At 34.8% G+C, this 12,902-nt stretch carries 9 protein-coding genes and 1 tRNA gene; 6 read left to right on the top strand and 4 right to left on the bottom strand.

Translation table 11 applies throughout. The annotated features are described in order from the left end of the window. Positions 1 to 22 precede the first annotated feature (22 nt). Positions 23 to 319, top strand: coding sequence for a thioredoxin family protein (locus tag ACNQF9_RS02615; RefSeq protein ID WP_073352222.1), 297 nt, complete (start codon positions 23 to 25; stop codon positions 317 to 319). A 15-nt stretch (positions 320 to 334) separates the two neighbouring features. Here the strand turns inward: ACNQF9_RS02615 and ACNQF9_RS02610 are convergent, their stop codons facing one another. After that, complete coding sequence (locus tag ACNQF9_RS02610) at positions 335 to 976, bottom strand: polysaccharide deacetylase family protein (protein ID WP_417958699.1); 642 nt, start codon at positions 974 to 976, stop codon at positions 335 to 337. A gap of 73 nt (positions 977 to 1,049) precedes the next feature. After that, positions 1,050 to 4,331 (bottom strand): glycosyltransferase family 117 protein, encoded by a 3,282-nt coding sequence (locus tag ACNQF9_RS02605; protein WP_417958698.1) that lies wholly within the window; start codon positions 4,329 to 4,331, stop codon positions 1,050 to 1,052. 237 nt (positions 4,332 to 4,568) lie between these two features. Between ACNQF9_RS02605 and ACNQF9_RS02600 the strand changes: the two genes are divergently transcribed. Next, positions 4,569 to 4,639, top strand: a tRNA-Gln gene (locus ACNQF9_RS02600). A 115-nt stretch (positions 4,640 to 4,754) separates the two neighbouring features. On the opposite strand, the gene ACNQF9_RS02595 is transcribed toward ACNQF9_RS02600, so the two are convergent. After that, positions 4,755 to 5,579, bottom strand: a complete 825-nt coding sequence (locus ACNQF9_RS02595) for a universal stress protein (protein ID WP_417958697.1) — start codon at positions 5,577 to 5,579, stop codon at positions 4,755 to 4,757. A 175-nt stretch (positions 5,580 to 5,754) separates the two neighbouring features. On the opposite strand from ACNQF9_RS02595, the gene rimP reads away from it, so the two are divergent. From rimP to infB, 3 genes are all read left to right on the top strand, one after another. Continuing rightward, positions 5,755 to 6,219 carry a ribosome assembly cofactor RimP gene (rimP, locus tag ACNQF9_RS02590; RefSeq protein ID WP_417989852.1) on the top strand — a complete coding sequence of 155 codons (465 nt, stop codon included), beginning with the start codon at positions 5,755 to 5,757 and terminating at the stop codon, positions 6,217 to 6,219. Positions 6,220 to 6,232: 13 nt separating this feature from the next. Further along, positions 6,233 to 7,486 carry a transcription termination factor NusA gene (gene nusA, locus ACNQF9_RS02585; RefSeq protein WP_282710868.1) on the top strand — a complete coding sequence of 418 codons (1,254 nt, stop codon included), beginning with the start codon at positions 6,233 to 6,235 and terminating at the stop codon, positions 7,484 to 7,486. A 112-nt stretch (positions 7,487 to 7,598) separates the two neighbouring features. Continuing rightward, a complete protein-coding gene (gene infB, locus ACNQF9_RS02580; protein WP_417989583.1) occupies positions 7,599 to 10,496 on the top strand; it encodes a translation initiation factor IF-2 in 2,898 nt (965 codons plus the stop codon). Positions 10,497 to 10,942: 446 nt separating this feature from the next. Here the strand turns inward: infB and ACNQF9_RS02575 are convergent, their stop codons facing one another. Continuing rightward, positions 10,943 to 11,332 carry an SPOR domain-containing protein gene (locus tag ACNQF9_RS02575; RefSeq protein ID WP_417958695.1) on the bottom strand — a complete coding sequence of 130 codons (390 nt, stop codon included), beginning with the start codon at positions 11,330 to 11,332 and terminating at the stop codon, positions 10,943 to 10,945. A gap of 215 nt (positions 11,333 to 11,547) precedes the next feature. Between ACNQF9_RS02575 and ACNQF9_RS02570 the strand changes: the two genes are divergently transcribed. After that, a complete protein-coding gene (locus ACNQF9_RS02570) occupies positions 11,548 to 12,882 on the top strand; it encodes a c-type cytochrome (protein ID WP_417989582.1) in 1,335 nt (444 codons plus the stop codon). The last annotated feature ends 20 nt before the right edge of the window (positions 12,883 to 12,902 follow it).

Raw genomic sequence — 12,902 nt, 5'->3', positions numbered from 1 at the left:
TAAAAAATTAAATTTTTGGTTTATGTCAAAATTTGGAGAACTTATAAATACTCAAGTACCTGTGTTAATTGATTTCTACACAGAATGGAATGAATCTTCCGTTTCAATGCATCCTGTTATCAGAGATGTAGCAGCTGCTCTTGGTGATAAAGCAAAAGTTATTAAAATTGATGTGGATAAAAATCAAGAATTAGCAGATGCTTTACGAATCAAAGGTTTGCCTACTTTGATGATTTACAAACAAGGTCAAATGATCTGGAGACAGTCTGGGGAGTTAGATGCCAATACTTTAATTGGAATTGTTCAGGAACAATTGTAAAATTGGCTCTGCAGGTTACAAAACGGCACAAGTATAATTTTTTTCTTTTAAAAATTCAAGAGTTTTTGGCAGTACGTATTCCAGATTTTTGAATGCTTTTAGACTATCGTGAAAAACGATAATACTTCCTGGCTTTACATTTGTTATCACATTCTGCAAGCATTGTTCTTTTGGAATAGTGGTGTCAAAATCAGCGCTAAGCACATCCCACATAATTATTTGGTATCCTAATTTCCGCAGTGCTATGGATTGTGCGGTTTTTAATTTGCCGTAAGGTGGACGAAAAATTTTAGTTTTTAGATTAGAATTGACAGTTTGTTCTATTACTTCTTTGCACAGTTGTGTATTTTCAATATAAGCTCCAGTTGGCGTTTTCCAACCATTTAGATGATTGAAGGTATGGTTGCCTATAGCATGGCCTTCGCAGATTATTTTTTTGAATAAATCGGGGTTTTTTTTAATGTTTTCTCCAATACAAAAAAAAGTAGCTTTTAAGTCGTATTTTTTTAATTCGTCTAACACCCATGTAGTAACTTCTGGAATAGGGCCGTCATCAAATGTGAGATATACCGTATTTTGGCCTTTGGAAACATCCCAGGTATAATTAGAGAATATTTTTTTGATGATCCAATGCGTCTTTATCCAGTAGAATTTCATTTTTCCTTTTTAAAATAAAAAAAGACAGCGACATTTTTTCAAAATCGCTATCTTTTCTAATTGGTATTTAAAATTACTCTTTTTCACGTCCAAAACGTTCAAACATTTTGATGTACGTATTGAATGTTGTTTTATTCTTGTTGTAAAAATCGATATCGCCATTTTCTTTCATGACTTGCAGCAGACTTCTGTAACGCTCAAGATCTATTATGATAGGCGTTGCAATACTGCTTTGTTCTGAAGATTTAAGATTGCCATAATAATTGAGGTTTTCCTGATATTTACCTATTAGTTTTTCTAGCAGTCGATGTGCTTTTGCTTTCTCATTAATCTTATAATATCCTCCTGCAAAAGGCTCAACTAACGAGTAATAACCGAAGTAGTCCAAAGGCATTTTTGTCATAGCCAAATCGATTATAATTTTTGCTTTGTCTATTTTACCTTCAATAATCAATTGATTCATTAATCTGGAAAGGTAAGAACGATAATTTATACTATTTCTTCGGGTCTCCGGATCGTGATATATTGTACTGCTCTCACTATTTCCCCAATCCCATTTCATAACCTTGGCAAACATTTTGTCAGAGTCTATTTGTCCCATTTCAAGCGGACCTCCATCTTTAGGGATTATTGTTCTTACAGGTACTAATTTGTATACCATTCCTTCGAGTTGAAGGTATTCTTTCATCCAGATATAATCTTCGTTGTCAAAAGCGCCTCCACTGAAATAAATAGGGCGTTTCCAATTGTTATTGGCAACGATATCCAGCATCATTAATCTGTTTTTATACAACGCATTGCCTTTTATATCTATGTCAATATAGGGAACTATGGAATCATTGTATTTAGCAGAGACCACTTTGTTTTTAATAATAATATTTTTGTCTACTGGAATTCTAATTTTATTGGTAGGGTAAAAATGAATGGTTTGTCCGTTTTGCATTTCTACAGTTGATTTTGGGTTTTTTATAAAATCTATAAAATCCTTTATATCCCAACGGGTTTCAACTTTAGGAATGTGCGCTACATAGTCCAGCTTATCTCCCACATATTGATCGTGTGTAAACGAAATAGGCAAAGGATCTGATTCGTAGGTTTTAGTCTTCATTTGGTCGATATACCAGTCTGTCATGAATAAACTAGTGTTCACAATTTTGACATCTGTTCTCACTTTTTCAATTTCCTGCGCATACCAAAGTGGGAAGGTATCGTTGTCACCAATGGTAAATAATATGGCATCAGGATCACATGAAGTAAGATACGCTTTTGCCATAGCTACGGCAGTATATTTCCCAGAACGATCATGATCATCCCAGTTTTGAGCTGCCATAAGTACCGGTGCAGCTAACAAACTTGCTGCAATTATTATTGGACCTGCAATTTTTGGAGCTAAATATTTTGTGGCACTTTCGTACAATGCATAAACACCAAAGCCTATCCAAATGGCAAATACATAAAAGGAACCTACTAGGGCATAATCCCTTTCTCTCGGTTCAAAGGGTCTTTCGTTCAAGTAGATTTTCAACGCTATTCCTGTAAAAAGGAATAAAGCGAGTAGTACATAGAAGCTTTTTAAATCTTTATTCGCATGGTACATTAAGCCGATAAGTCCAAGAATAAAGGGCAAGAAGAAATATACGTTTCGACCTTTATTGTTTAACACATCCGATGGCAGATTTTCTTGACTTCCTAAATGCAGTTCGTCTATAAATGATATTCCGCTAAGCCAGTTACCATCTAAATAATCATACCTGCCTTGAACATCATTTTGACGCCCCACAAAATTCCACATTAGATATCTCCAATACATGTAGCCAAACTGGTATTCAGTCATAAAGCCAAGATTGTCAGCTGTTGTTGGTTTGTCAACTATTAAGTAATCACCATAGCTCTTAAGAAATTTTATATAACCTTCATTGTCAATTTGTTTCTGAGCGTAGGCTTGTCTGAATTCATTAACCGTTTTTTCGGTTTCATTTTTCAATTGAGCAATCGCTTTATTGTAATCTTCCTCACTTAATTGGCTTGGATCTATCCCATATTTGGCTAAATCATCTTCGTATGGATAATTAGGGTTTAATCTGAATTCAGGAGGATTCGTGAAATTCATATAGTTTTCAATATGATCGCCACTCCACATTCTTGGTAAAATAGTTTTGTGATTGTCGTCTGTATTTTGATCCGCATTTTTGAAATTATTTACAATTACATATGTACCAGTTTTGTAGTCTCTTTCATAATTGGGCGCCTTATCCATATAAGGTGTTTTTTCATCTAAACCGGCAAAGCCTTCAGTATATTGTGGGCCATAGAACAATGGATTTACACCATATTGTTCTCTGTTGTAATAGGCCAGGACCTCCCTAGCATCAGAGGGTTTGTTTTCGTTAATTACCGTATTTGCATTTGCTCTAATAGGTAGCATCATCCATGTGGAGAAACCAATTAGAATAAATAAAATACAAAGTATGATAGTATTGTAAAGTACCAGCCCTTTTTGTTTGGTGTATTTTAATCCAAAATAAAAGAAAGCTATTAGCAGTAGTCCGACAAATATTGTCCCAGAATCAAATGGTAATCCCAAACTATTTACCATGAAAACCTCTGTTTTACCAAAAAATCCCATAGTCATAGGAAGAAGTAATTTGAAGATAAAAAGTAAAATAGCAATTACTACAAGATTTGCAATTAGAAAATTCTTGATAGTAACCACTTTATAGTTTTTAAAAAAATACATAAAACCTATTGCTGGAATTGTTAGTAAAGCCATGAAGTGTACGCCAAATGAAAGTCCAACCACAAGAGAAATGATTAATAACCATTTATTTCCTCTTGGAGCATTCATTTCTTGCTCCCAGCGTAATCCCAGCCAAAATAATAAAGCGATCAATAATGAAGCCATGGCATAAACTTCGGCTTCTACGGCGTTGTACCAGAAACTATCCGAGAATGTGTAAGCCAAAGCACCTACAAATGAACTTCCTAATATTACAATTTCATTGTTCTTATTTATTTCTGAAAATCGAGAAACCAATTTTTTTAAGAGCATCGATGAAGACCAAAACAAAAACAAAATGGTAAATGCACTCGAAAATACGGACATCATATTGACCATTAAAGCAATTTTTGTTTCATCAAAAGCAAACATCGCAAAAAAAGCTCCAATCATCTGATACAATGGAGCGCCCGGTGGGTGTCCTACTTCTAATTTAGCAGCGGTGGCAATGTATTCGCCACAATCCCAAAAACTCATGGTGGGCTCAACAGTCAAAGTGTAGGTTAATAATGCGATTCCAAATGTAAGCCAACCAATAATTGTATTCCATTTATTGAAATTGAATGCTACTTTCTCCATGTACTAAAATTTAATTGAATTGTAAGTTACAAAGAAAATGTTTTTTTGTTTAACCGTCCTACCATTAACATTATTTTCTGGAAAAGTATTACACTTCAGTAACGCACTGATTGTAAAGGGTTTTATTTTGTTTTTGAAATTAAATTTGATTTAGACAATTTTTTTTTCATAAAAAGGCAAAAAAAGTTTGCGCAAACTAAAATTTATTTTAAATTTGCACTCGCTTAGCAGCAATGCTGGTCTATGGTGTAATGGTAACACAACTGTTTTTGGTGCAGTCGTTCAAGGTTCGAGTCCTTGTAGACCAACTTAAAGCCCTCAATTTTTGAGGGCTTTTTTTATGCAATATTTTTTCGGAGTTAGGTGAGGTTTTAAGGTCTAAGGAGCGCAGGTTTTCTCTGTTGTATTGACTCTGGAGATAAGTTAAATTTTGAATGTAATGACAGGTCGAGGAATGTGATTGGCTAGGTCTTCACTAACACTTCCATTAAAAAAATGAGCTAATCCGGTTCTACCATGTGTGCAAAGTCCAATTAAATCGGCATCGATTGTTTTTGCAAAATTGGTGATTCCGTTTTCAATATTGGCATCATTAAATATGTGTAAAGAGTAGTTTTCAATAGTGTGTTGAGCGATAAATTTACTCATTGTTTTTTCAGCAGCAAGAGTGGTCTTAAAGCTATTGGGCGTGCAAATCATTACTAAAAAAAGATTGGCGTCAAAAATGGTAACAAACTCTATCATTTTTTTAAATGGCTTTTCTATTTCTTTTGAAAAATCGGAGGCAAATACAAAATTTTTAAATTTTAATTCTTTTACATCGTTTTTTATTACTAAAACAGGGACATCGGATAGTCGCACCACTTTTTCGGTATTAGAGCCAATAAGAATTTCTTCAATACCTGAAGTGCCGTGAGATCCCATAACGATTAAGTCAATTTTATTTTTTTTATTAAAACCTAGGATGCCATTAAACGCTCTTTCAAATTGTACAGATGCGATTACGGAAATTCCGTCTAAATAGGATTGCTCTTTGATTTTTTGAAGTGTTTCGTTTGCTTTTTTGATGAAAAGCATTACTTCAGGAATGCTACTGCCATTTACAATCGCGTCGTTCATCTGGTTTGGAAGTTCTAATAAATGCAATAGAAAAATTTCGCCTTTATTTTTTTTTGCAATTATGGCGGCTGTTTTTAGTGCGTTTTCAGCGTGTTCAGAAAAATCGGTGGGGACTAAAATGCGTTTCATCGTTAGAAAGTGTTAAATTATATGAAAACTGTTATTTTAATGCTATAATAAAGATAAGAAATTATTTTACAGCAATCGATTATTTTAATTTATAAAAAAAAACACTATATTTGCACCGTTATTTATTAAAATCTAGATAATGAGGGGACTAAATGTCCCCTCTTTTTATAAAAATATGACATTTAAAGAAAAAGTAAACTCGTTATTGGCAGAATGCCTTTTAGAAAAGCCATCAGTCTTTTTGATAGACCTTACTGTCACTGATGCTTTCAAGGTTATTGTGGCTTTGGATGGTGATAATGGAGTGGCGCTTCAAGATTGTATTGATGTGAGCCGTTTTATAGACAATAGCTTGGATCGTGAGGAACAAGATTACTCTTTAGAAGTAGCCTCAGTAGGTGTAGGCTCAGCATTAAAATTAGTAAGGCAGTACAAGAAAAATGTAGGGCGAACTTTGATTGTGAAAACTGGAACAGAAATAATTGAAGCTGAATTAGTGGAAGCTAATGATGATTTTGTAATTTTGTCTTGGAAAGCAAGAGAGCCTAAAAAAATTGGAAAAGGAAAGGAAACAGTTCAAAAAGAACTTAAGTTGCCTTACGTGGATATAAAAGAAGCAATTGTTACAGTAACATTTTAATTAAAGAATTCGCATGGAAAATTTAGCATTAATCGATTCATTCTCAGAGTTTAAAGATGATAAACTTATTGATCGTGTAACGCTTATGGCAATTTTAGAAGATGTATTTAGAAATGCATTGAAGAAAAAATACGGTTCAGATGATAATTTTGATATCATTATAAATCCTGACAAAGGAGATATGGAGATATGGCAAAGAAGAGTGATCGTTGCTGATGAAGATTTGGATTTTGATCACCTTGAGATTACATTGACTGAAGCCAGAAAAATAGAGCCTGACTTCGAAATTGGTGAAGAGGTTTCCGAAGAAGTGAAATTAATTGATTTAGGTAGAAGAGCGATTCTAGCGTTGCGTCAAAACTTAATTTCAAAAATTCATGAACATGACAACACAAATCTTTACAAGCAATTTAAAGATTTAATTGGCGATATTTACACAGCTGAAGTGCATCATGTGCGTCCAAGAGTTGTTATTTTAGTGGACGATGAAGGGAATGAAATTATTTTGCCAAAAGAAAAACAAATACCTTCTGACTTTTTCCGAAAGGGAGATAATGTAAGGGGAATAATTGAAAGTGTTGAATTGAAAGGTAATAAACCTCAAATTATTATGTCTAGAACTTCTGAGAAGTTTTTAGAAAAATTATTTGAACAAGAAATTCCGGAAGTGTTCGACGGTTTGATCATGGTTAAAAAAGTCGTGAGAATTCCAGGTGAAAAAGCAAAAGTAGCCGTAGATTCTTATGACGATCGGATTGATCCTGTTGGAGCTTGTGTAGGTATGAAAGGCTCAAGGATACATGGAATTGTTCGTGAATTAGGGAATGAAAATATAGATGTTATTAATTATACCAGTAACATACAGTTGTTTATCACAAGAGCATTAAGTCCTGCTAAAGTTTCTTCGATTAAAATCAATGAAGATACTAAAAGAGCAGAGGTTTTCTTGAAGCTTGAAGAAGTTTCAAAGGCAATTGGTCGTGGTGGACACAATATTAAATTAGCTGGTTTATTGACGGGCTATGAATTAGATGTTATTCGTGAAGGTGATGTTGCTGGTGCAACCGCTGATGAGGATGATGTTGAATTAACTGAGTTTTCGGATGAAATCGAAGACTGGGTTATTGAAGAATTTGCAAAAATTGGGTTGGATACTGCGAAAAGTATTTTAAAACAAGATGTAGAAGATTTAGTAAGAAGAACAGACCTGGAAGAGGAAACTATTCTGGATGTAATGAGAATATTGAAAGAAGAATTTGACAGTTAGTCAATGTGTCTTCAACGATAAACATGCCACTTTACAATTAATTCTTGCTCGGTAGGTATCGAGTTGGGAGTAAAGTGAGGAATAACAAAAAAGGTAATAATAAAAAGGTTTTATGTCTGAAGAGAGAATTATTAGAATAAACAAAGTTTTAAGGGAATTGAATATTTCTTTGGAAAGAGCTGTGGATTATCTAAAAGATAAAGGGATTGCTATTGAAGCAAATCCAAACACAAAAATTTCTGATGATGTATACAATGTCTTGTGCGGTCAATTTGCAGGTGACAAAGGGAATAAAGAAGCTTCTAAAGAAGTTGGTGAAGAGAAGAGAAAAGAGAAAGAGGCTTTGCGTTTAGAACGAGAGAAAGAAATCGAAGACAAACGTAAAATCGAAGAAGAGCGACTTAAGCAACAAGAGGTTATAAAAGCGCGAGCGGTTATAGCAGGTCCTGTTCAGGTAGGTAAGATTGATCTTAGCCCTAAGAAACCTTCAATTATTACGCCAATAAAAGTAGCAGAAAAAGTGGAAGCTCCAGTTGCTAAAGCACCCGAAGTAGAAGCTGTTTCAAAAGAAGTTTCAGCGGAGAAGCCATTAATGGAAAAGCCGTTAACTGAAAAACCTGTTTCAGACAAAAATGTACCGAAACCTGTTGTAGGGATTAAAGAAGTCAAGCCAGAGATTGTAAAAGAAGTTGTTGCAGAGCCAAAAGAGGTCGCAAAAACCGAAGCAGTTAAAGCTGATGAAGCGCCTGTTGATGAGACCATCACTACGCAATATCAAAAGCTATCGGGTACTACTTTGACAGGTCAGATAATAGATTTATCTCAATTCAACAAACCAAAAAAGAAAAAAGAAGAGCCGAAAATCACTCCGAATAAACCGGGTGCTCCAGGATCGGCGGCAGCCAATGCAAATAAAAACAAGCGTAAAAGGATTGCTCCAAAGCCAGGTGCTCCTAGGCCGCCTGCAGTGCCGGGAGTTCCTGGTGCGCCAAATCCTAATAAAATTACACCTAATGTAGGTGGAGGAGGATTCAATGCAAACAGAAGTGCAAGACCTGGTTTTGTAAAAGGAAACAGACCTGCGATTGTTGCAAAAGTGGAGCCTACAGAAGAGGAAGTTAAAAATCAAATTAGAGAGACTTTAGAAAAACTACAAGGTAAAGGTGGGAAATCTAAAGCGGCTAAATACAGAAGAGATAAAAGAGATACACACCGTCAGAAATCGGATGAAGAGCAAAGAGCTATTGATGAAGGAAGTAAAACTATTAAGGTTACTGAATTTGTTACGGTAGGTGAAATTGCGATCATGATGGATGTGCCGATTACAAAAGTGATTGGAACTTGTATGTCTCTTGGGATCATGGTTACCATGAACCAACGTCTTGACGCGGAAACCTTGACTATTGTTGCTGATGAATTTGGTTATGAAGTTGAATTTATCACTGTAGACATTGAAGAAGCAATTCAGGTAGTTGAAGACAGAGAAGAAGATTTAGTTTTCAGAGCGCCAATTGTAACGGTAATGGGTCACGTCGATCACGGTAAAACATCGTTACTAGATTACATTCGTAAAGAAAACGTAATTGCAGGAGAGTCTGGAGGAATAACACAGCACATTGGTGCCTATGGAGTAACATTGGATAACGGGCAAAAAATTGCATTTTTAGACACACCAGGTCACGAGGCCTTTACGGCGATGCGTGCGCGTGGTGCTCAAGTTACGGATATTGCTATTATTGTGATTGCTGCTGATGATGACATCATGCCGCAAACCAAAGAAGCGATTAGCCATGCGCAAGCAGCTGGAGTTCCTATTATATTTGCGATCAATAAAATTGATAAGCCAAATGCTAATCCTGAAAAAGTAAAAGAAAGATTAGCAAGTATGAATTTACTTGTTGAAGATTGGGGTGGAAAAATTCAATCACATGATATTTCTGCGAAAGTAGGAACAGGTGTTAAAGAATTATTAGAAAAAGTATTGTTAGAAGCAGAACTTTTAGATTTGAAATCCAATCCAAATAAAGCGGCCTCTGGAACTGTTGTCGAGGCGTTCCTTGATAAAGGAAAAGGATATGTTTCTACTATTTTAGTTCAAAATGGAACTTTAAAAATTGGAGATTATATGTTGGCTGGGAAGCATCATGGTAAAATTAAAGCCATGCATGATGAAAGAGGAAATATAGTAACTGTTGCGGGTCCTTCGACTCCAGTTTCAGTTCTAGGTCTTGATGGAGCAGCAACAGCGGGTGATAAATTCAATATTTTTGAAGATGAAAAAGAGGCTAAACAAATTGCTTCTAAACGTTCTCAATTGATGCGTGAACAATCCGTACGTACACAACGACATATTACATTGGATGAAATTGGACGTAGAATTGCATTGGGTCAATTTAAAGAATTGAACATTATCCTTAAAGGGGATGTGGATGGTTCTGTTGAAGCGTTATCAGATTCATTCTCTAAATTATCTACGGAAGAAATTCAAATTAATATCATACATAAAGGTGTTGGAGCAATTACAGAAACTGATGTTATGTTGGCTTCTGCTTCAGATGCGATTATTATCGGATTTAATGTTCGTCCTGCTGGAAATGCAAGACAATTAGCGGACAAAGAAGAAATTGATATTCGTTATTACTCTATTATCTATGCTGCAATTGATGACTTGAAAGATGCAATGGAAGGCATGTTAGCTCCGGAAATGAAAGAAGAAATTCTGGGTACTGCAGAGATCAGAGAGATATTTAAAATTTCTAAAGTTGGTTCTATTGCGGGAAGTATGGTTATGGATGGTAAAATTGTTAAGAATGCCAAAATGAGAATCATTAGAGAAGGAGTGGTTGTCTTTACAGGAGAGCTTTTAGCACTGAAACGTTTCAAAGACGATGTAAGAGAAGTTGCTAAAGGATACGATTGTGGTATTCAAGTAAAAGGTTACAACGACATCGAAGAAAGAGATGTCATCGAATCGTACCATGAGGTTGCAGTAAAAAAGAAATTGAAATAGAATTTCAAAATGTTATAATTAAAATCCCGATTCGTCGGGATTTTTTTATTTTAGCTGGTAGTAAACTATATGAACAATTGGAGAATTTTCTAGATAAACTCGGCCTTAATTTGTCTATTTTTGAAATTGAAATTTAGCTTTTGGGTGTGTAAATAGTATGTATTAGCGGGTAAAAGGTCTTTGATGGTAGCTGTTTGAATATAAAGTGAGTAATTCAATATGTTATCACGGTATGGGGTGTTTTTAATATTGGTTATTGATTGGTTAATTAAAAATTGATATGTAGACGCAAAATTAATTTTTAATGAAATGGTGTAGTCTTAGTTTTGCTAAGTTTCTATAAGGAATTTTAAACATGCCTCTAAAACTTCTGGTTTTTCAATGATGTTTAAAAATAAAAAAGCAACTCTATTTGAGTTGCTTTTTTATTTGTTGTTCATTCATCTTTATTTACTTGGTCTTATCAAATGTACATTAGGATACCTTTTTTTAATTTCTATTAAGTTTCGTTCCGCTTCAATTCGTGTATTGAAATTTCCAACCCAAACTTTATAATTAGGTGTGTTGAATATAATGGTGCCATCAATGCTGTTAAATTCTTGTCTGAATTCATTCAGTGTATTTTTTGCTTTTTCGCTTTCTCCACTGAAAATTTGAATTTTATATCCGTCATTAACAGCATTTGAAAGATTTGTTTTTCTCTTTTCAGTTAATAATTGTTCAAATTTTTTGTCTTGTTTTACTGTAATTTTTCCATCTTGTCCACTCGCCTTGAAGAAGGAAAAACAGATTGTAATAGAGATATAAAATGCTTTACGAAGGGCTAAAATTCTCATAATGTGATTGTTTTTATGCAAAAGTAATATTTAATGATTGATAGCAAATAGCAAATGTTATTTAGAATAGATATAAATTGAAATTAAGACTATTTTAAGGTTTTGAGAATAGTTCTTAAGTCGTATTTTTGTCGGAGTTTTAAAATAAAGGATCAGTTTTTATAAGTCAATTAGAAAAAACTGTGCCAATTTTTAGTAGATAATCATTATACTATATGAAAAAGGTGGGTAACCATAATTCGATCTCAAGGAAATTATTTTTTAGCATAGCTTTAATGCTATCTTTTTCCTTTACTTCATTTGCTCAAGAAGCTACTCCTGCAGCTACAGATGCTGCTCCGGATGCTTCCGCTACTACACAAAGTGCGGACCCAGTAAAGGGTAAGGAGCTTTTTAATGCAAACTGTGCGGCATGTCACAAACTTGATGCGAAAGCAACAGGTCCTGCTCTTAGGGGTATTGCTGCTAAATATGATGCTTCATGGCTTCATAAATGGGTTCGTAACAGTTCGGAATTAATTAAATCTGGAGACGCTCAGGCGGTTAAAGTATTTGAGGAAAATAATAAGGCAGTGATGTCTGCTTTTCCGCAACTTACGGATGGCGATATAGACAATATCATTGCTTATACATCAGAGCCTAAAGCGGAGGCTCCTGTAGCTGCTGCAGGAACTACTGCGGTTCCTGGAACTGCACCTGCGGATAGCGGGATGTCTAATAATATCATATTAGGTGCTTTGGCACTTGTCATGGTTATTCTGGTTGTAATGTTGTTTTTGGTAAATAATGTCTTAACTAAAGTTGCGAAAGCGAATGGTATTGAAATAGCTCCAAAAACTCCTACCACTCCTATTTGGAAGTCGTTTGTGAGAAATCAATTTTTAGTATTGGTGACTGCGGTGTTTTTGCTTTTAGCAAGTGCCTATTTTGTTTATGGGTTTTTAATGCAAATTGGCGTAGATCAAAATTACGAGCCAATACAGCCAATTCATTATTCGCACAGAATCCATGCTGGAGATAATGAGATTAACTGTAAGTATTGTCACTCTGCTGCGAGAGTTAGTAAAAATGCTGGTATTCCTTCTTTGAATGTTTGTATGAACTGTCATAAAAACATTGCTGAAGTGGCTGAAACTACTGCTACTCCAGAATACAGTAAGGCGTTCTATGATGAGCAAATACAGAAATTATATACTGCAGTTGGTTGGGATAAAACAACGCAAAGTTATACTGGTAAAACGCAACCTGTGAAATGGGTTCGCATACATAACTTACCTGATTTTGTATACTTTAATCATTCGCAACACGTAACTGTTGCGGGTATTGAATGTCAAACCTGTCACGGACCAGTTCAGGAATATGAAATTCAAAAGCAATTCGCTCCATTAACAATGGGTTGGTGTATAGATTGCCATAGAAAAACAGAAGTTAAAATGGAAGGCAATGAATACTATGCTAAAATTCATGATGAGCTTTCTAAGAAATACGGAGTAGACAAATTGACTGCTGCGCAAATGGGAGGTTTAGAATGTGGTAAATGCCATTATTAATCAAATTATTAAGATTTTAA

This window comes from Flavobacterium amylolyticum (genome assembly GCF_048284335.1).
In the GTDB taxonomy this organism is placed as follows: Bacteria; Bacteroidota; Bacteroidia; order Flavobacteriales; family Flavobacteriaceae; genus Flavobacterium.
This window is presented reverse-complemented; position numbering and strand designations above follow the sequence as displayed.